Consider the following 19612-nt stretch of genomic DNA (forward strand, 5'->3'; position numbering starts at 1 on the left):
TGACGCAGTCTGCACGCTTTTTTTAACGCTTACGCCAGATTGTTAGCTGCGCTTGAGTATGTTGAAACTTACGCGCTGTCTCGCGGATAACGAAAGGCACATCTTGTGGCGTGCCCACTTCTTCGAACTTATCACGCAATAAACGCTGTAGAGCCTGGTAGGTTGTCAGTGCCTCGCCGTTCTCGCGGACGCCACCCAGCCAATTTTCTTTTGGCGTAAACTCTTCTAACCATGTGTAGGGCGAAGAGAGCACCAGCAGTCCGCCAGAACGGATCATCGGGGTAATGTCTTGCAGGAAACGTTGAGGTTGGCGCAGACGATCAATCAAGTTGGACGCCAATACCAGATCGTAACGATCCGGCTGAGGTTTAAGGTTACAGGCATCACCCTGCACAAACTGAATACGTTGTGCCTGCTCGCTGTCGAGGTTGAAATCTTTCAGGCGCACCTGACGATACTCCACCAGATCCCCCTCTTCCGGTACTACGTAGCGGAAATCTTCACCGGATGTTAGTTGTAGCGCCACATCAATGAAGCGCGCGGAATAATCCATACCCGTTACGGCATCAAAATGGCGCGCCAGCTCAAAACTGGCACGGCCGGTGGCGCAGCCGATATCCAACGCCTGACCGCGCACCGGGCAGTGTGGTAACAGTTTTTCCACCAGCGCCGCGGCATAATTAGGCACATCGTAATAGCTGGGACCGTACTGAAAATCGAGGTACTGCGACACCATGCTGTCAGTTTCATACGGATTGAGAGCCATGGTTTCCTGGTGTGAAGACACCACATAGCGGAAACCTGCATGCTGGAAGAAATGACGGCGGAACGCATAGCGTGCAGATTTCAACGCCTCGTTACCGGTGGAGATCCAACTGCCACCTTTAATCAGTGCATGTTTGCCATCAAAGGTCGGCGTAGAGAAATCATCGTACAGCGGATGAACCTTAAAGCCTTCAAATCCGTTGGTGGGTGTGGTGGTCCATTGCCAGACATTGCCGACGATGTCGTAAAATTCGCCCTGAGCAAAACCATCCACCGGATTAGAGGAGGCCCAGTACGCGAGATTGATATTGCCCGGTGCCTCATGCCAGTCAGGTTGGTCGCCGCTGACTTGTTCACGCAGTTGCGCCCATTCAGCTTCGCAAGGTAGCTGGATTGATTTGCCGGTTTCTTCCGCTAACCAGCGACAGAACGCAGCGGCTTCCAGTTGATTAACTTCAGCGGGCCAATCCCATGGCATGGTCACTTCTTCAGTCATCAAACGCAGTTTTAGCTGATCGGGTTGTGAAATATCACCAACCCAAAAGGTTGGCATCTGCGCGCCAGAAAATTCGCGCCAGCCCCAGCCTTCGTCATCCCACCAGCGGCGCTCGTTGTAGCCATTCGCCGCGATAAAACGGTAAAACTCGGCGTTACTGACCAGCATTTTACTGGCTTTAAAGGGTTTGAGATCGACCACCTGGCTGCCGTATTCATTATCCCAACCGTAGGTGTCGTCCGTTTTTCCCTGCTGGACGTGACCACCGGGCATCGCGATCAGTGAATTAGCCGGAACCGAGCTGCGATCGTGTCGTGCCTGCGGGCAAATGGGCCAATGTGGCTGCGGTTTTACCCAGTCAATCGGCAACTGGCGGATTAGCACGCTGGAGGTTTCCAGGTGAATACGCTCGTGTTCGATGCCCATCAAAATCACCCATGCTGGGCTATCCCAGGTGATAGGCAGTTCCAGCGGCATCGTGCGAATGAACTCACTCACCAGGCTTTTCACTTTGCCACGATAATCGCGGACTTCTTCAATGGTTGGCCACGCATAATGGCTGTCGTTGAGGTCATCCCAGCTCATCTCATCCACGCCAATCGCCATCATCGCTTCGATGCGATCGTCTACGCGATCCTCCAGATAGCGCCCCGCCATGAGCTTATTCATATAGAAAGTGGCGGTGTGGCCAAAGTAGAAGATCAGTGGATGGCGCAAGGAGATGGCTTTATTGAAGAAGGCGCGCTCGTCAGCCAGGCAATCAAACAGGCTTTCGTAGAGATCCCAGGTTTGGGTGAAATACGTCAGCAACTCGCTCCGTTTTTGTTCGGTGTTTTGACCGGAGAGCTGCAACGTGCGGGTGGGTGCAGGAAGTTGGGCGGTAGTCACGAAATGCTCCAGATGCTGAAGAGGCGCCCGAAAATCGCAGTGCCGTCTTTGATAAGGGAAGCCTGAAGGTTTCCCCTACATAGTGAATATGAATATTCACTATAGCAAATAAGCATTTCTGCCAGATGAATTAGCGTTTCCAGCGGCGCAGCAGGCGGCTTTTCAGGCCGGTATCAAAGCGCCAGATATGATCGAAGATGCGCAAAATACCCGGCTTACCATGGAGCGACATCGCAACCGCATGAAAACGCTGTTGATGCTGGCGTTGACGTTGTTTGATGGCGTTAATCGTCTCATCAGGTAAACGTTGGGCGATAAAGTCTGACACGATCACCGCATCGGCTTCGTCCCAGACGGGGCCTTCCATGCGTTTCACCACTGCGGCGAGGCAAGCGGCGAGATCGGTACCGCCGCGGAAACGTTGACTGAGAAAACGGATAGCCTGCTCAATACCGCTATCGGCCGTCAGTTCGTAGCCGATCACCTCATGGGCGAACAGCATGATATAGCAGCGGCGTTTATCGGCTAATGCCACTTTCAGCAGCGCCAGGCAGAAGGCTTTCGCACAGCGTTCATTGAATCCGCCCATGGAACCGGAGGTATCGACGCAGACGATAAAAGGCCCACGCGGTTGTTCTTTATGCTGCTAGTGGCTGACGGGACGCAGCGTGACTTTTTCGTGCCAGGCATCGCCTTGCAACTGATAAGTCAGCAGACGTTTCTCAACCAGGCGGCGATAGAACTCCAGCTCCAGTTCACTGATGCTCAGTGCCGCCAGTTCGGGCGGCAGCAGGCGCAGCACATCATCGCTTTGATGAATGCCGCTCACTTCTTCCGGTACGTTGTCTGGCTCACGTACCCACTGGTGAAATTCTTCCAGCGGGGCATCCTGAGAAGGTACCGATTTCGCCTCACGGCTGCGCCCCAACTGCTGCGCCAGTTTCATTAACTCCGGCTGCTGGGCGAGAAAATCGCCATATTGCACGATCAGCTGGTAATCACCGTGCTGCAGCGGCGCTTTGCTCATGTCCCATAAACGTCCGGCGGCGGCTTCGTCATCATCAGTCAGAATCGGTGCCAGTTGGCCGCTGATCGCCATTCGCTGTTGCAGTTCGGCCATCAGGCGTTCGCGCTGCTCTTCCAGGATGGTTTCGTTGAGCGTCAGAGTTTGCAGCGTCAGACTCAGACGCCAGCGTTGTAAAAACAACGTATGTTGCGCATTGCTCAGCTGCTCATTTTCATTGTGCAACAGCAGTTTGCTGGCTTCTTCGATAAACGGCGATGGCAGGCTTTTAAGCTGCGAGATTATATGGGGAAGCTGTTGGGTGAAATCCCGCGTACTGAGTAACTGCATTTGCTGGAACAGCTGGAACTCCTGCGCCAGCGCTTCGGGCACCGGCGTGGTTTTCATCTGTTCGGCGATTTCGCTGCGCCAGCGAGGCAGATCGCGCATCATTGCCTGCTTCAGGCGCGGGAATTTCTCAAAAAAAAGGGCCAGTTGGGGTGACGCGAGCATCGCGATAATCAATTCTTCGATTAACTCTGTTTCGCCAATCGACAACAGCGCGCTCAGCGTCTCCAGTGAAATCATTTTTTCGCCTGTTTCAGCTGTTCTGACACATCCTGCAAGCTGGTCTCGATGCGTGCCAGCCAGTCATCACTGATAAACAAGCAACGTTGATGCTGGCTAAACAGCGTGCGCTGTGCACGTAATTGCGCATCCAGCGCGTCATACTCTTCGACGATTTCCTGGGGTATTTCACTGCTACTGCTGGCACCGGGCAGGGTCAGTCTTGTCGATTGCAGGCTGACATCACGCAGTGTCAGGCAATGATGCGCATCCACCAGCAAATCAAGCGTTTGACCAAAGCCAATGCCATTCAACTTGCCGCGAATTTCGCCACCTTTCATCAACCATTGATTCAGCGCTTCACGCGCAATCAGGACGTGTGTCACCTGCATATCATGCAGCGTCAGCGGTTGTTGCAGCATTAAGGTGAGCTGTTCATCGCCAATCGAAGCGGGCAATTCGTAATGCGGTTTACGGCTGAACATGCCGCTGTGTTTTTCCAGCGTCAATGCCTGTGCCACACTCTGCTGCTGTTGCAACGCCAGGCGGCGAGCTTTGATTTGCTGGAGCTTATGCAACATCGGTTGCTGCTGCCAAGCGTGTTGGGTCATCAGCGCGTCAATTTCGCGATCCAGCAGTTGCATCGACGCTACGTCATGCCACAGGCAATCCTTCAATAAGATGAGATCGATCGGGGCGATGCTCACGCGGCCGCTGTAAAACGCACTGGCCTGCAGCAGATGGATCGCTTTTTTCCAGCGACGGTCGGAGATGTAAGGCGCGCTGGGTAAATTCTCCAGTTGCTGACGCAGCTGATAAATCAGTTCAAAAACGTGGTCGGGCAAGCTGACCTGACTGATGCCTTTCTGCCACTGATGGTACTCTTCATCGCTGATACGCAGCGCTTCCGTCACGGGATTATCGTTTTCATCCTGCTGGTGGGTCAGCATGCTGCGGAAGTTTTGCTTCTCATGCACGTTATCCAGCCACAGGCGGATCAGCATACGGTCATACAACGCTTCCAGGCCGCTGTCGGTTTCGGGCAGTTCGTTAGAGGCGGTGACCAACAAGCGCATCGGGATTTTTTCTTCGCTGTCACCGTTGCGGAAGCGGCGCTCGTTGATGGCGGTCAGCAGCGTGTTCAAAATAGCCGGGCCCGCTTTCCAGATCTCATCGAGGAAAACAATCTCAGCATCTGGCAGGTAGCCTTTGGTCAATCGCTGATAGCGGCCTTCATCTTTCAGCGCCTGAATCGATAAGGGGCCAAACACCTCTTCAGGCGTCGAAAAGCGGGTCATCAGGTATTCAAAGGCGCGGGCGTGCTGGAAGGCATATTTCAGGCGGCGGGCAATCAGGCTCTTGGCAATGCCTGGCGGACCGAGCAAAAACACGCTTTCGCCACTTAACGCGGCCAGCAGGCAGAGACGAATCGCGTGGTGTCGCTCGTACAGCCCTTTTTCCAGGGCGTTACTCAGGCGAGAAATTCTTTCTGCCAAAAGATGGGGTTGAGCCATAATCACATCATTATCCTTTTGATCCTGGTGCCGACATATTTTGGCGAGCGCAATACTCTACTGATTATCATGCTGGATTGCGTTGATAGCCGTCAGCTTTTTTGTTTCAGAAGGTTGAAGCGAGGCAACTCGCTGCTTCAGGCGGTTTTTTTGGCCAAATTTCGGCGAAAAACCGTGTCGCTGACGTGATGGTGACACTTTGTAAGATTAGTTTTTTTTGGGAATATGTGCATACTGTGCGCTTTTTGATGGCCTGAGCGGTAGGCAGATGCCTTATCAGCTCCAACAAAAGACAACTTATGAGCTCGGATAAGAAGCAGTCCCTTGGCGCAGTCACACTCGCCGCGATTGGCGTGGTGTATGGCGATATCGGTACCAGCCCGCTCTATACTTTGCGTGAATGTCTCTCTGGCCAGTTCGGCTTTGGCGTGGAACGTGAAGCGGTATTTGGCTTTTTGTCGCTGATCTTCTGGCTGCTGATTTTAGTGGTGTCACTGAAATACATCAGTTACGTCATGCGTGCCGACAACGCCGGCGAAGGCGGTATCCTAACGTTAATGTCTCTGGCCGGACGCAATACTGGCGCACGCGCCACGGCGATTCTCGTCATTATGGGCCTGATTGGCGGCAGCTTCTTCTACGGTGAAGTGGTGATCACGCCTGCGGTTTCGGTGTTATCGGCGATTGAAGGTCTGGAAATTGCCGCACCGAGTCTGGATACCTACATCGTCCCACTTGCGATTGCTGTGCTAACGCTGCTGTTTGTGATTCAAAAACACGGTACGGGTATTGTCGGTAAGCTGTTTGCGCCGGTGATGCTGCTGTGGTTTATCATCCTGGCCGTGCTGGGCGCGCGCAGTATTATCAATAATCCTGACGTGCTTCACGCCATGAACCCGTATTGGGCGATGCACTTCTTTATCCAGTACAAAACAGTGTCATTCTTCGCGCTGGGCGCGGTAGTGCTGGCCATCACTGGTGTTGAAGCGCTGTATGCCGATATGGGTCACTTCGGTAAATTCCCGATCCGTCTGGCGTGGTTTATTGTTGTGCTGCCTTCGCTGGTGCTCAACTACTTTGGTCAGGGCGCGCTGTTGTTGAAAAACCCTGAGGCGATCAAAAACCCCTTCTTCCTGCTGGCACCGGACTGGATGCTCATCCCGATGCTGATTCTGGCAACGCTGGCGACGGTAATCGCTTCACAAGCGGTGATTTCTGGCGTGTTCTCGTTAACGCGCCAGGCGGTGCGTTTGGGCTATCTGCCGCCAATGCGCATTGTGCATACCTCAGAAGAGGAGTCGGGCCAGATCTACATTCCGGTGATTAACTGGCTGCTCTACTTCTCCGTGGTGATCGTGATTGTAGGTTTCGAGCATTCCAGCAACCTGGCGGCGGCCTACGGCATTGCGGTAACCGGCACCATGGTGTTGACCGCCATCCTCTGCTCGACAGTGGCAATTCAGAACTGGCACTGGAACCGCTATCTGGTGGTGCTGATCCTGATCGGTATGCTGTGCATCGACGTCTCGCTATTCTCTGCCAACCTGGTAAAAGTGTTCTCCGGTGGCTGGTTGCCGCTGACGTTGGCGCTGATGATGTTTATTGTGATGACAACGTGGAAAAGCGAGCGCTTCCGCCTGCTGCGTCGCATGCATGAGCACGGCAATTCGCTGGAAGCGATGATCGCCTCACTGGAGAAATCTCCACCGGTGCGTGTGCCGGGCACGGCGGTGTATATGTCGCGAGCGTTGAACGTGATCCCGTTCGCTATGCTGCATAACCTCAAGCACAACAAAGTGTTGCATGAGCGCGTGGTGCTGCTGACGTTGCGTACTGAAGATGCGCCGTACGTTCACAACGTGCGACGTGTGACCATTGAGCTGCTCTCCCCAACGTTCTGGCGTGTGGTGGCCAGTTATGGCTGGCGCGAAACCCCTAACGTGGAGGAGATCTTCCACCGCTGCGGTCTGGAAGGCCTGAATTGCCGCATGATGGAAACCTCGTTCTTCATGTCGCATGAGTCGCTGATAATCGGCGATCGTCCATGGTATCTGCGCTTGCGCGGCAAGCTGTTCCTCGCACTGCAACGCAATGCGCTGCGTGCGCCGGACCAGTTTGAGATCCCACCTAACCGCGTTATTGAGCTGGGCACCCAGGTCGAGATTTAAAGATACCGCGCGTCACCAGCTCAGGGTGACGCGCAAGCCTTGTGGCGTGGCATGGCTAAACGCGATGCGGATACCGTGTAACTGCGCAATATTCTTCACTATCGACAAGCCCAACCCGCTCCCCGTTTGCGCTTGCCCCGGTGGTCGCCAGAAGCGTTCCCCGAGACGGGCTAGCTGTTCATCGCTAACGCCTGGACCATTATCTTCAAGGATGATGGCGCGCGGCTGGAGGATGAACTGAATCCGACTCCCCGGCGGTGCATAGCGCAGCGCGTTATCCAGTAGATTGCGCACCAACAAACTCAACAGCAGCGGATGACCGTTCATCACCGGTTCAGCCTCGGTATGCAGTTGCACATCCATCTGCTGCGCCTCAGCCTGAGGGAAATGTTCGGCGAGTAAATTTTGCAGCAAAGGTGCCAGTGCAACCGGCTGAAATTCGCTGCGCAGATCGTCAGCTTCCACGCGGGAAAGGGTTAACAGCTGATCCACCAGCCGCGTGGCGCGCAGAATGCCGCTGTCGAGTTGCTGTAAAGCGTGTTGGCGCATCACTTCATCATCATCAGCGAGTTGAATCACTTCGCTCTGCACACGCAAGGCGGCCAGCGGGCTGCGCAACTCGTGTGCGGCATCAGAGGTAAAACGGCGCTCGCGTTGCACCAGCTCTGCCATGCGCCGAAACAGCCCATTCAATGCAATGACCAGCGGCTTTACCTCTTTGGGTAAACGCGTATCGGCGAGTGGTGTTGCGTCATCGGGGGCTCGCTGCTTGAGTGATGCGGTGAGGCGCTTAAGCGGACGTAGTTCAAACCAAACCAGCACCAGCAGCATCAGAAGCATGAAAGGCATGGCGTATAGCCATGGCATCAAACTCGCCAGAGCCAGATCGCGCGTCATGTCGTCACGGTATTCCCACTCCTGGCCGACGACAACGCGATAGCTTTTATCTTCAGAAGTTAGCCACAACAGCCGCCAACTGTCCTTATCGCCACGTAAGCGGCCATCACGGAAGCCGTCGCGCTTATCATCAAACTGCAAATCGCGCCCGTTTTCACCGTCATTCAGCAATGGCTGACCGTCTGCACGGAAGATGGCGAAAGCCAGCGCGTCATCATCCTGATCGCCACGATGATGGCGCAGAATGGTTTTCGTTTTGGGTAGCGAAGCGGCGTGCAAGCTGGTGGGGTCGAGCGCCAGCAGGCGTTTAGCAAACAGCATTTGCTGGGTATCGAATAACTCATTCACGGTGTCGCGGGTCTGATGCCAGGCGCTGTAGCTGGCGACACCACCACACAACACGATCAGCAGCACAAAGCCGATCGCCAGCCGAAGAAACAGGCTCATTCTGCTGCACCAAGCATATAACCCACGCCATGTACGGTGCGGATAAATGCACTGCCCAGCTTTTTGCGCAGATGATGAATATGCACTTCCACCGCATTGCTGGAGACATCGTCATCCCAATTGTAGAGTTTTTCCTCCAGCTGACTGCGCGTTAGCACGCGGCCAGGGTTGCGCATAAACAGCTCAAGCAATGCCAGTTCGCGACTTTTCAAACTGATGGCTTCACCCTCAAGCCAGACGCTGTGGCTGGCCGGCGCCAGCACCACTTTGCCGTGTTTCAATTCAGGCTGCAGCTGCCCATGGCGGCGGCGAATCAGCGCCTGCAAACGTGCGGCGACTTCGCTGAGGGCAAAGGGTTTGCAGAGATAGTCGTCTGCACCAAGCTGTAACCCCTGAACACGTTGATCGAGGGCGTCACGCGCAGTGAGGATCAGTACCGGCACATCCGCGCCCTGCTCACGCCACTGACGCAGGATCTCCAGACCATCGCGTTCCGGCAGCGAAAGATCCAACACCACCGCATCCCACGGCGCGGCCGCCAGCGCCTGATAACCTGCTTCGCCGGACACGAACCAGTCCACGCTGAAGCCGAGTTTGATTAAGCCCACTTTCAGGCCATCACCAATCAGCGTGTCATCCTCAATCAACAAAATGCGCATGCCCTTCTCCTCTTCTGCTTGGGTGGTTATACGAAGCAGAACCCCGCTTGTACAGTGCAAATCGCTGCAAATCACCTATTTTTTCTCTTTAAGATCCTGTTAAGAACCTTATGGTGAAATGGCTCCTGACTTCCGCACATTCATGGAAAAGAGGTGAAAAATGAAAAAGAGTGCAGCGATCTTAGCCATTGTGATGTTGGCCGCCACGCCCGTTCTGGCCGCGCAACAAGGTGGGTTTGTGGACCCCAATGCGCCGAAAACCCAGGTTCACGCCGGTGGATTCCAGGCTGACAACACCAGCGTTGTGACGGTGAAACAAGCCGAAGAGATGAAAGACGATAGCTGGATCACCGTGCGCGGCAATCTTGATAAGCAAATCGGTGATGAAGACTATTTGTTCCGCGACAGCAGCGGCACCATGAAAGTAGAGATCGACCACAAGCGCTGGCATGGTCAGACCATCACGCCGAAAGATCAGGTCGAACTGACGGGTGAACTGGATAAAGACTTCAACGCCATTGAGTTGGACGTTAAACAGGTTCGCAAACTGCCATAACACCCTCCAGAGCCGCTTCAGCGGCTCTTTTCTTTTTCCAAAATCAAATTTTATCCGGTACAAGCGAAACGTTTCGATGGCGATCACATTTCCGTGATATCGCCATTGAGTTGCCCTGCGCATTTAATACACTCCCAATCAGCGAAACGTTTCGCTGTGGAGTGGAAGAAATGAAAAAAGGTCGCTTGTTAAACGCTGAAGTCTCTCATGTGATTGCCCGCCTGGGGCACACCGACACGCTGACGATTGCTGATGCAGGCTTGCCGATCCCGGCCGGTCCGCAGCGTATCGATCTGGCGTTGACGCCGGGAACCCCCGAATTTTTGCAGGTGGTTGATGTTGTCACGCAGGAGATGCAAGTCGAAAGCGCCCTGATGGCGGAGGAGATCAAGCAGCACAATCCGCAGCTTCACAGCGCACTGCTCGCCGTGCTCGATGCCTTGCAACAGCACCAGGGGAATATCATCACCATTCGTTACACCAGCCATGAACAGTTCAAACAACAGACTCAGCGTAGTCAGGCGGTCATTCGCAGCGGAGAGTGCTCTCCGTATGCGAATGTCATCCTGAGCGCTGGCGTGACCTTCTGAGGCCGTTATGCAACCGTTATTGCAACTCAAAGGGATTGAAAAGTCGTTTCCTGGTGTAAAAGCGCTGAATGGTGCCTCGCTGGCCGTTTATCCGGGCCGCGTGATGGCACTGGTCGGGGAAAACGGTGCGGGTAAATCCACCATGATGAAAGTGCTGACTGGCATTTACAGCATGGATGCCGGTTCGCTGCAGTGGCTGGGTAAGGATGTGGCTTTTTCTGGACCGAAAGCGTCGCAGGAAGCGGGCATTGGTATCATCCATCAGGAACTGAACCTGATTCCGCAATTGACCGTGGCAGAGAATATTTTCCTCGGTCGCGAATTTGTTAACCGCTTTGGCCGTATCCAGTGGCAACGGATGTATGCCGAGGCGGACGCTTTATTACATCGCCTCAACTTACGCTTCAATAGCCATAAGCTGGTGGGCGATTTATCGATTGGCGATCAGCAAATGGTTGAGATTGCCAAAGTGCTGAGCTTCGAGTCACAGGTCATCATTATGGATGAACCCACCGATGCCCTGACCGATACCGAGACCTTGTCGCTGTTCCGCGTGATCAACGAGCTGAAAGCCCAAGGCTGCGGCATCGTGTATATCTCGCACCGCATGAAAGAGATCTTCGAAATTTGCGATGACGTGACCGTATTCCGTGACGGCCAGTTTATTGCCGAGCGCGCGGTCAGCGATCTCAGTGAAGAGAGTCTGATCGAGATGATGGTCGGCCGTAAGCTGGAAGATCAATATCCGCATATCGATCAAGCCCCGGGGGAGGTTCGCCTGAAGGTGGAGCACCTCAGCGGTCCGGGTGTGGATGACGTCAGCTTCACTTTACGTAAAGGCGAAATTCTGGGCATTTCCGGCCTGATGGGCGCGGGACGTACTGAACTGATGAAAGTGCTGTACGGTGCGCTGCCACGCACGCACGGTAAGGTCACGCTGAACGGGCGCGAAATCACCACCCGATCCCCACAGGACGGTTTGGCAAACGGCATCGTTTATATCTCAGAAGACCGCAAGCGTGATGGCCTGGTACTCGGCATGTCGGTGAAAGAGAACATGTCGCTGACGGCGCTGCGCTATTTCAGCCGGTCTGCGGGCAACCTCAAACACAGTGAAGAACTGTTAGCGGTGGGTGATTTTATCCGCCTGTTCAACGTCAAAACCCCTTCGATGGAGCAGCCGATTGGCCTGCTGTCTGGCGGAAACCAACAGAAAGTGGCAATTGCGCGCGGATTGATGACGCGTCCAGACGTGTTGATTCTTGATGAACCGACCCGTGGTGTAGACGTAGGCGCAAAAAAAGAGATTTATCAGTTAATTAACCAGTTCAAAGCCGAAGGGCTAAGCATCATTTTGGTGTCGTCGGAAATGCCGGAAGTACTGGGCATGAGCGATCGCATCCTGGTGATGCATGAAGGCCACCTGAGTGGCGAATTTTCCCGTGAGCAGGCTACCCAGGAATCCCTGATGGCGGCAGCAGTCGGTAAGCAACACAGCGAGGAATTAGTTGTATGAGCACCCAAACCTTACCCGCCAGCCGTCGCTGGTTCAGCAAAGCCTGGCTGCTGGAGCAGAAATCGCTGATTGCGCTGATCGTGCTGATTGCCGTGGTGGCGAGTCAAAGTCCAAACTTTTTCACCGTCGCCAATATGTTCAACATCCTGCAGCAGACGTCGGTCAACGCCATTATGGCGGTTGGTATGACGCTGGTGATTTTGACTTCGGGTATCGATCTGTCCGTGGGGTCGCTGCTGGCGCTGACCGGTGCGGTCGCGGCCTCGATTGTGGGTCTGGAAGTGAACGCGCTGGTGGCGGTGGCCGCTTCGCTGGCATTGGGTGCGGCGATTGGCGGTATTACCGGCGTGATTGTCGCACGTGGCAAGGTGCAGGCTTTTATCGCCACCTTAGTCATGATGCTGCTGCTGCGCGGTGTCACCATGGTGTACACCAACGGCAGCCCGATCAACACCGGCTTCAGTGATAACGCTGATCTCTTTGGCTGGTTCGGGATTGGGCGTCCGCTGGGGATCCCAACACCAGTATGGCTGATGGCAGTGGTGTTCGCGCTGGCCTGGTACATGCTGCATCACACACGTCTGGGCCGCTACATCTATGCGTTGGGTGGTAACGAAGCGGCAACGCGTCTGTCAGGCATTAACGTTAACCGCGTAAAAATCATCGTTTATTCATTATGCGGTCTGCTGGCAGCGCTGGCCGGCACCATTGAAGTGGCGCGCCTCTCGTCTGCCCAACCGACGGCGGGCACTGGCTATGAACTGGATGCGATTGCTGCCGTTGTATTGGGCGGAACCAGTCTGGCGGGCGGTAAGGGTCGCATTATGGGCACGTTGATTGGTGCGCTGATCCTTGGCTTCCTGAACAATGGCCTGAATCTGATGGGTGTGTCTTCTTACTACCAAATGATTGTTAAAGCCGTAGTCATTCTGCTGGCGGTGCTGGTGGATAACAAAAGCAGTAAGTAACTCTGACCTTCACACAGGATTATATAAATGAAAAAGTTAACTGCATTGGCCGTCATCCTTGGCGCCACCCTCAGTGCTGGCGCGATGGCAAAGGACACCATTGCGTTGGTGGTATCGACTCTGAATAATCCGTTCTTTGTGTCACTGAAAGATGGCGCACAGAAAGAAGCCGACAAACTGGGTTATAACCTGGTGGTGTTGGATTCACAGAACAACCCGGCAAAAGAGCTGGCGAACGTGCAGGATCTGACTGTGCGCGGCACCAAGCTGATGCTGATCAACCCAACGGACTCTGATGCCGTGGGTAACGCCGTGAAAATGGCAAACCAGGCGAACATTCCGGTGATCACCCTGGACCGTGTGGCTGCTCAAGGTACCGTGGTGAGCCACGTGGCGTCTGACAACCGCTTCGGCGGCAAAATGGCCGGTGACTTCATCGCGAAGAAACTGGGCGATGGCGCCAAAATCATCGAACTGCAGGGCATTGCCGGTACTTCCGCGGCGCGTGAGCGTGGTGAAGGTTTCAAACAGGCCGCTGATGCACACAAATTTAATATCCTGGCGAGCCAGCCTGCAGACTTCGACCGTACTAAAGGTCTGAACGTGATGCAGAACCTGCTGCAAGCGCATCCAGACGTGCAGGCGGTATTTGCGCAGAACGATGAGATGGCACTGGGCGCACTGCGTGCACTGCAGACCGCAGGTAAAACCGATGTGCTGGTGGTCGGCTTCGACGGCACCGCTGACGGTGTGAAAGCAGTAGAATCCGGTAAACTGACCGCTACTGTCGCGCAGATGCCTGATAAAATTGGCGTGATTGGCGTTGATACTGCAGATAAAGTGCTGAAAGGCGAGAAAGTGCAGGCGGTTAACCCAGTAGACCTGAAGCTGGTTACCAAATAAAAAAGCAAAGAAAAGCATGGCAACGCGCCACCTTCCCGGTGGCGCAATTTTCTGGATCAAACCCGATGAACACAAACGCAAAACTGGCGGTACTTGGCAGCATTAATGCTGACCACATCCTTAACCTCACCCATTTTCCTCGTCCCGGTGAAACGGTGATCGGAAAACAGTATCAGATTGCTTTTGGGGGGAAAGGGGCGAACCAGGCTGTGGCAGCCGGTCGTGCCGGTGCTGACATTGCTTTTATTGCCTGTGTTGGCGCTGATGATATCGGCGAACGTATCCGCCAGCAGTTGCAGCAGGACCGCATTGATACGGCACCGGTTGAAACCGTTGCCGATGAAGCCACCGGTGTGGCGATGATCTTCGTGAATGGCGAAGGTGAAAATAATATCGGCATCTATTCTGGTGCCAACGCAGCACTCACTCCAGAGTGTGTAGATCGTCATCAGCAGGTGATTGCCCAGGCAAAAGCGCTGTTGATGCAGCTGGAGTCTCCGCTGGAAAGCGTATTCGCAGCGGCAAAAATTGCGCGTGCCAACGCCACGCAGGTCATTTTGAATCCCGCACCGGCAACGCATTTGTCTGATGAGTTGCTGGCGTTGATTGACATCATTACACCGAATGAAACCGAGGCCGAAATTTTGACCGGTATCGCGGTGAAGAGTGATGAAGACGCGGCGCGTGCCGCGCAGGCGTTGCATGACAAAGGAATTCACACGGTACTGCTCACCTTGGGTCGCCGTGGTGTGTGGCTGAGTGAGCAAGGCAAGGGTGTACGCATTCCGGGCTTTAGCGTGCAGGCGATTGATACCATTGCCGCTGGCGATACCTTCAACGGTGCCTTTATTACCGCGCGTCTGGAAGGGGTTGCGATGCATGATGCAGTGCGTTTTGCCCATGCCGCTGCCGCCATTGCGGTAACGCGTCCGGGTGCGCAGCCCTCAGTGCCGTGGCGCACTGAGATCGATACCTTCCTGCAACAACAGGGTTAAGCCTTTGGCGACCATGAAAGATGTCGCCCGCCTGGCGGGCGTCTCTACCTCCACCGTTTCCCACGTCATTAATAACAATCGCTTTGTCAGCGAACAGGTGCGGGAAAAGGTCGAACAGGCGATTCGTGAACTGAACTACGCCCCGTCGGCACTGGCACGTAGCCTGAAGATCAATCAAACCCGCACCATTGGCATGCTTCTGACAGCCAGCAGTAACCCGTTCTACTCCGAAGTGGTACGCGGCGTGGAGAATAGCTGCTACGAACGCGGTTATAGCCTGATTCTGTGCAATACCGAAGGTGACGAGGAGCGTATGAATCGCAGCCTCGAAACGCTGATGCAAAAGCGCGTCGATGGCTTGCTGATGATGTGTACTGAAACGCATCTTCCCTCTGCCGAGATCCTCAATCGTTATCCCTCGGTACCGATGGTGATGATGGACTGGGCTCCGTTTGAAGGGCGTGGCGACATTATTCAGGACAATGCGCTGCTGGGAGGGGAACTGGCGACACAGCATCTTATCGATCGTGGCTACACGCGGATTGCCTGTATTGCTGGACCACAAGATAAAACCCCGGCGCGTTTGCGTCTGGAGGGTTTCCACAAAGCGATGGCCAGCAGTGGATTGCCGGTATTGCCGGGTTATGTGGTTGACGGTGATTTCGAGTTTCAGGGTGGTTTCAACGCGATGAATCAGTTACTGACATTAGATTCGCTGCCAGATGCAGTCTTCACCAGCAACGATGCCATGGCGGTGGGGGTTTACCATGCGCTATTTCAGGCGGGATTACGTGTGCCGCAAGATATTGCCGTGATGGGTTATGACAATATCGAACTGGCTCGTTATCTCACGCCACCGCTCAGCACCATTCATCAACCGAAAGATGAATTAGGCGAACTGGCGATTGATACGCTGATTCATCGCATGCGTGACCCCGACGCCAGCCAGCAAACGCTGGTATTGACGCCGGAGCTGGTGGATCGCGGTTCGGTTTAAGCGGTTTTCTTCTTTTTCTCGCGATTGGCAATCAGATTGCGGCCATCGCCAGGACGCAACATCAAGAAGGCAAACGCAGACAGCACCGTGATCACTCCCATAGTCAGGAAGGTGGCGTGGAATTGTTGCACGGTGGTGCTCTCAATATCCTGCCAGAAGCGCAGCACGGCGGCGCTCACGGCCACCCCAAAACTGATCGACACCTGTTGGGTCACTGCCAGCACGCTGTTTCCGCCGCTGGCATTCTCATCATTCAAGTCGGCCAACGTGATGGTATTCATCGCGGTGAACTGCGTCGACATCGCCATCCCCAGTACAAACAAAGCCGCCAGCAGCATCAATACACTCTCACCAGGCGTTTGCAGCGAGAAGCTGGCCACCAAAATCCCAATGATGATGGTGATGCCAACCAACGTTTTGCGATAGCCGAAACGACGTAACACTTGCGTCACGGTAGATTTGGCCAGCAGCGATCCAATTGCCGTCGGCCCCATCATGCAACCCGCTATAAGCGCGGGATAGCCAAAGCCGACCTGCAACATCAACGGCATCAGGAACGGAATACAACCGGTGCCGAGACGAGCCGCGATATTCCCGATGATGCCCACCGAGAAGGTGCGGGTTTTAAACATCGGCAAGTTAATGAGTGGTGCAGGGTGACGGCGCGCATGCACTATATAAAGAAGCAGTAACGCGACACCGGTCATCAGCACCAGCACAGCCTGCCACGGCGACACAATGCGTTCGCCGAAAAGCTCAATGCCGATAGATATCAGTACCAGGCCCAATCCAAACAGAATGAAGCCGCCAAAATCAAAGCGGCGCTTGGGCGTGGTGAAATCAGGCATGAACTTACGTGCATAGAAGATACCCGCGATACCAATGGGAATGTTGATGAGGAATATCCAGTGCCAGCTGGCGTACGTCACCAGCAAGCCACCCAGCATCGGTCCAAGAATCGGCCCCACCAATCCCGGCATAGTGACAAAATTGAGCACGGGCAGTAATTCACTGCGCGGATAAGCGCGTAATAGTGCCAGACGTGCCACTGGCATCATCATCGCGCCACCCACACCTTGTATCACGCGTGAGACAACCAACATGCTCAATGAGCCGGACAGGGCGCAGGCCAGCGAGCCTAAGGTAAACAGGGAAACCGCCACAATGAACACTTTACGCGTGCCAAAGCGATCGGCCAGCCAGCCGCTGACGGGGATCAGCATCGCCACCGTCAGCGTATAGCTGATAACGGCAGACTGCATAGCAAGGGGGGAACGTTCAAGGCTGGTGGCGATAGCAGGGAGCGCAGTATTCAGGATGGTGGCGTCGAGGGCTTGCATGAAAAACGCCATGGCGGCGATCCAGGGCAAGCCGGCCATACTGCGCGCGGAGCGAATCATTGAAAGTCCTTCTTTAATAATTTGTTCAGTCTGCAACAAAGAGAGCGGCGTTTAGCCAACAGAATAGCATTGCTGTTTAAGTCGGTGACGCTGATTTGTGCCGCCAAAGCGGCGCTTTTGACTGATTATTGATCGAGAAATGTCTGTTTTTAGCCTGTTCGTATAAAAAAGTAGCGCTCAGTCAATTTTTTGCAATAAACCCTTGTCAGCCAGAATTAACTCCCTATAATGCGCCACCACTGAGACGGCAAAGCGGCAACGCAGACGGCTCAGCAGGGAGTGAAGTGATTCACCCCGCCGGAGAAAAACGCTGAAAAAAGTGTTTGACTCTGAAGGAGGAAAGCGTAATATACGCCACCTCGCAACAGCAGCTTAAGGCGCTGATTGCACCGCTCTTTAACAATTTATCAGACAATCTGTGTGGGCACTCGCAGGATTGATATCAACGTCTCCGGACGTAAAAAATATCAAGTCTCACGAGTGAACACATAATGAAATTCATTATGACGTTTTACAGATGAGCATCGCTGAACTGGTTTCAGCAAATCAAACTTTAAATTGAAGAGTTTGATCATGGCTCAGATTGAACGCTGGCGGCAGGCCTAACACATGCAAGTCGAACGGTAGCACAGAGAGCTTGCTCTCGGGTGACGAGTGGCGGACGGGTGAGTAATGCCTGGGAAACTGCCCGATGGAGGGGGATAACTACTGGAAACGGTAGCTAATACCGCATAACGTCTTCGGACCAAAGTGGGGGACCTTCGGGCCTCACACCATCGGATGTGCCCAGGTGGGATTAGCTAGTAGGTGGGGTAATGGCTCACCTAGGCGACGATCCCTAGCTGGTCTGAGAGGATGACCAGCCACACTGGAACTGAGACACGGTCCAGACTCCTACGGGAGGCAGCAGTGGGGAATATTGCACAATGGGCGCAAGCCTGATGCAGCCATGCCGCGTGTATGAAGAAGGCCTTCGGGTTGTAAAGTACTTTCAGCGGGGAGGAAGGCGGTGAAGTTAATAGCTTCATCGATTGACGTTACCCGCAGAAGAAGCACCGGCTAACTCCGTGCCAGCAGCCGCGGTAATACGGAGGGTGCAAGCGTTAATCGGAATTACTGGGCGTAAAGCGCACGCAGGCGGTCTGTCAAGTCGGATGTGAAATCCCCGGGCTTAACCTGGGAACTGCATTCGAAACTGGCAGGCTAGAGTCTTGTAGAGGGGGGTAGAATTCCAGGTGTAGCGGTGAAATGCGTAGAGATCTGGAGGAATACCGGTGGCGAAGGCGGCCCCCTGGACAAAGACTGACGCTCAGGTGCGAAAGCGTGGGGAGCAAACAGGATTAGATACCCTGGTAGTCCACGCCGTAAACGATGTCGACTTGGAGGTTGTTCCCTTGAGGAGTGGCTTCCGGAGCTAACGCGTTAAGTCGACCGCCTGGGGAGTACGGCCGCAAGGTTAAAACTCAAATGAATTGACGGGGGCCCGCACAAGCGGTGGAGCATGTGGTTTAATTCGATGCAACGCGAAGAACCTTACCTACTCTTGACATCCAGAGAACTTAGCAGAGATGCTTTGGTGCCTTCGGGAACTCTGAGACAGGTGCTGCATGGCTGTCGTCAGCTCGTGTTGTGAAATGTTGGGTTAAGTCCCGCAACGAGCGCAACCCTTATCCTTTGTTGCCAGCGGTTCGGCCGGGAACTCAAAGGAGACTGCCAGTGATAAACTGGAGGAAGGTGGGGATGACGTCAAGTCATCATGGCCCTTACGAGTAGGGCTACACACGTGCTACAATGGCGCATACAAAGAGAAGCGACCTCGCGAGAGCAAGCGGACCTCATAAAGTGCGTCGTAGTCCGGATTGGAGTCTGCAACTCGACTCCATGAAGTCGGAATCGCTAGTAATCGTAGATCAGAATGCTACGGTGAATACGTTCCCGGGCCTTGTACACACCGCCCGTCACACCATGGGAGTGGGTTGCAAAAGAAGTAGGTAGCTTAACCTTCGGGAGGGCGCTTACCACTTTGTGATTCATGACTGGGGTGAAGTCGTAACAAGGTAACCGTAGGGGAACCTGCGGTTGGATCACCTCCTTACCTGAAGATACTTTCCCGCGAAGTGCTCACACAGATTGTCTGATAGAAAAGTAAAGAAGCAAAGCGTCTTACGAACGAGACTTTAGTGTCCCCTTCGTCTAGAGGCCTAGGACACCGCCCTTTCACGGCGGTAACAGGGGTTCGAATCCCCTAGGGGACGCCACTTGCTGGTATGTGAGTGAAAGTCG

13 protein-coding genes, 1 tRNA gene, 1 rRNA gene and 1 pseudogene are annotated in these 19612 nt (G+C 54.2%); 10 read left to right on the forward strand and 6 right to left on the reverse strand.

Going from position 1 to position 19612, the window contains the following annotated elements; translation table 11 throughout:
* Window positions 1-22 precede the first annotated feature (22 nt).
* The 3 genes and pseudogenes from ovoA to ravA form a co-directional block, all read right to left on the reverse strand.
* On the reverse strand, window positions 23-2149 hold the full coding sequence (gene ovoA / locus LK04_RS19065) for a 5-histidylcysteine sulfoxide synthase (protein ID WP_039332967.1): 2127 nt from the start codon (window positions 2147-2149) through the stop codon (window positions 23-25).
* A 130-nt stretch (window positions 2150-2279) separates the two neighbouring features.
* A pseudogene (gene viaA / locus LK04_RS19070) lies at window positions 2280-3740 on the reverse strand (ATPase RavA stimulator ViaA).
* Window positions 3737-5233 carry an ATPase RavA gene (gene ravA, locus LK04_RS19075; protein ID WP_039333021.1) on the reverse strand — a complete coding sequence of 499 codons (1497 nt, stop codon included), beginning with the start codon at window positions 5231-5233 and terminating at the stop codon, window positions 3737-3739. The pseudogene viaA and the gene ravA overlap by 4 nt, the downstream one beginning before the upstream one ends.
* Window positions 5234-5532: 299 nt before the next feature.
* On the opposite strand from ravA, the gene kup reads away from it, so the two are divergent.
* Entirely contained in the window at window positions 5533-7401 is a 1869-nt protein-coding gene (gene kup, locus LK04_RS19080; RefSeq protein WP_039332964.1) for a low affinity potassium transporter Kup, read from the forward strand.
* A gap of 12 nt (window positions 7402-7413) precedes the next feature.
* Here kup and qseC read toward each other — a convergent pair whose 3' ends face one another.
* Entirely contained in the window at window positions 7414-8745 is a 1332-nt protein-coding gene (gene qseC / locus LK04_RS19085) for a quorum sensing histidine kinase QseC (RefSeq protein ID WP_039332962.1), read from the reverse strand.
* A complete protein-coding gene (gene qseB, locus LK04_RS19090; protein WP_039332960.1) occupies window positions 8742-9404 on the reverse strand; it encodes a quorum sensing response regulator transcription factor QseB in 663 nt (220 codons plus the stop codon). The genes qseC and qseB overlap by 4 nt, the downstream gene beginning before the upstream one ends.
* 160 nt (window positions 9405-9564) lie before the next feature.
* Here qseB and LK04_RS19095 point away from each other — a divergent pair, with 160 nt between their 5' ends.
* The 7 genes from LK04_RS19095 to rbsR all read left to right on the forward strand — a co-directional run bounded on the left by LK04_RS19095 (window position 9565) and on the right by rbsR (window position 15929).
* Window positions 9565-9960: a YgiW/YdeI family stress tolerance OB fold protein gene (locus LK04_RS19095; protein ID WP_039332957.1), complete on the forward strand. Its 396-nt coding sequence runs from the start codon at window positions 9565-9567 to the stop codon at window positions 9958-9960.
* A gap of 170 nt (window positions 9961-10130) precedes the next feature.
* Window positions 10131-10550, forward strand: coding sequence for a D-ribose pyranase (rbsD, locus tag LK04_RS19100; protein WP_039332955.1), 420 nt, complete (start codon window positions 10131-10133; stop codon window positions 10548-10550).
* 7 nt (window positions 10551-10557) lie between these two features.
* A complete protein-coding gene (gene rbsA, locus LK04_RS19105) occupies window positions 10558-12066 on the forward strand; it encodes a ribose ABC transporter ATP-binding protein RbsA (protein WP_039332954.1) in 1509 nt (502 codons plus the stop codon).
* Window positions 12063-13034 carry a ribose ABC transporter permease gene (gene rbsC / locus LK04_RS19110; RefSeq protein WP_034830072.1) on the forward strand — a complete coding sequence of 324 codons (972 nt, stop codon included), beginning with the start codon at window positions 12063-12065 and terminating at the stop codon, window positions 13032-13034. Before rbsA ends, rbsC begins: the two co-directional genes overlap by 4 nt.
* A gap of 27 nt (window positions 13035-13061) precedes the next feature.
* Window positions 13062-13937, forward strand: coding sequence for a ribose ABC transporter substrate-binding protein RbsB (gene rbsB, locus LK04_RS19115; protein ID WP_039332952.1), 876 nt, complete (start codon window positions 13062-13064; stop codon window positions 13935-13937).
* Window positions 13938-14002: 65 nt separating this feature from the next.
* Window positions 14003-14932: a ribokinase gene (gene rbsK / locus LK04_RS19120; protein ID WP_039332951.1), complete on the forward strand. Its 930-nt coding sequence runs from the start codon at window positions 14003-14005 to the stop codon at window positions 14930-14932.
* Window positions 14933-14945: 13 nt separating this feature from the next.
* Entirely contained in the window at window positions 14946-15929 is a 984-nt protein-coding gene (rbsR, locus tag LK04_RS19125) for a ribose operon transcriptional repressor RbsR (protein ID WP_039332949.1), read from the forward strand.
* Here rbsR and mdtD read toward each other — a convergent pair.
* Window positions 15926-17329 carry a multidrug transporter subunit MdtD gene (gene mdtD, locus LK04_RS19130; RefSeq protein ID WP_039332948.1) on the reverse strand — a complete coding sequence of 468 codons (1404 nt, stop codon included), beginning with the start codon at window positions 17327-17329 and terminating at the stop codon, window positions 15926-15928. The two genes, rbsR and mdtD, sit on opposite strands and share 4 nt — an antisense overlap.
* Window positions 17330-17884: 555 nt before the next feature.
* On the opposite strand from mdtD, the gene LK04_RS19135 reads away from it, so the two are divergent.
* Both LK04_RS19135 and LK04_RS19140 read left to right on the forward strand, forming a co-directional pair.
* Window positions 17885-19424 (forward strand): 16S ribosomal RNA (locus LK04_RS19135).
* Window positions 19425-19511: 87 nt separating this feature from the next.
* Window positions 19512-19587, forward strand: a tRNA-Glu gene (locus LK04_RS19140).
* The last annotated feature ends 25 nt before the right edge of the window (window positions 19588-19612 follow it).

The sequence above is a fragment of the Pantoea vagans genome (assembly GCF_001506165.1).
Lineage (GTDB): Bacteria > Pseudomonadota > Gammaproteobacteria > Enterobacterales > Enterobacteriaceae > Pantoea > Pantoea vagans_C.

What these genes read in the sequence shown, in the direction of transcription:
- rbsC (WP_034830072.1), top strand. Translation starts at nt 12,063, where the DNA reads ATGAGCACCCAAACCTTACCCGCCAGCCGTCGCTGGTTCAGCAAAGCC.
- qseB (WP_039332960.1), bottom strand. Translation starts at nt 9,404, where the DNA reads ATGCGCATTTTGTTGATTGAGGATGACACGCTGATTGGTGATGGCCTG.
- rbsA (WP_039332954.1), top strand. Translation starts at nt 10,558, where the DNA reads ATGCAACCGTTATTGCAACTCAAAGGGATTGAAAAGTCGTTTCCTGGT.
- LK04_RS19095 (WP_039332957.1), top strand. Translation starts at nt 9,565, where the DNA reads ATGAAAAAGAGTGCAGCGATCTTAGCCATTGTGATGTTGGCCGCCACG.
- ravA (WP_039333021.1), bottom strand. Translation starts at nt 5,233, where the DNA reads ATGGCTCAACCCCATCTTTTGGCAGAAAGAATTTCTCGCCTGAGTAAC.
- mdtD (WP_039332948.1), bottom strand. Translation starts at nt 17,329, where the DNA reads ATGATTCGCTCCGCGCGCAGTATGGCCGGCTTGCCCTGGATCGCCGCC.
- rbsB (WP_039332952.1), top strand. Translation starts at nt 13,062, where the DNA reads ATGAAAAAGTTAACTGCATTGGCCGTCATCCTTGGCGCCACCCTCAGT.
- rbsD (WP_039332955.1), top strand. Translation starts at nt 10,131, where the DNA reads ATGAAAAAAGGTCGCTTGTTAAACGCTGAAGTCTCTCATGTGATTGCC.
- qseC (WP_039332962.1), bottom strand. Translation starts at nt 8,745, where the DNA reads ATGAGCCTGTTTCTTCGGCTGGCGATCGGCTTTGTGCTGCTGATCGTG.
- rbsR (WP_039332949.1), top strand. Translation starts at nt 14,946, where the DNA reads ATGAAAGATGTCGCCCGCCTGGCGGGCGTCTCTACCTCCACCGTTTCC.
- kup (WP_039332964.1), top strand. Translation starts at nt 5,533, where the DNA reads ATGAGCTCGGATAAGAAGCAGTCCCTTGGCGCAGTCACACTCGCCGCG.
- rbsK (WP_039332951.1), top strand. Translation starts at nt 14,003, where the DNA reads ATGAACACAAACGCAAAACTGGCGGTACTTGGCAGCATTAATGCTGAC.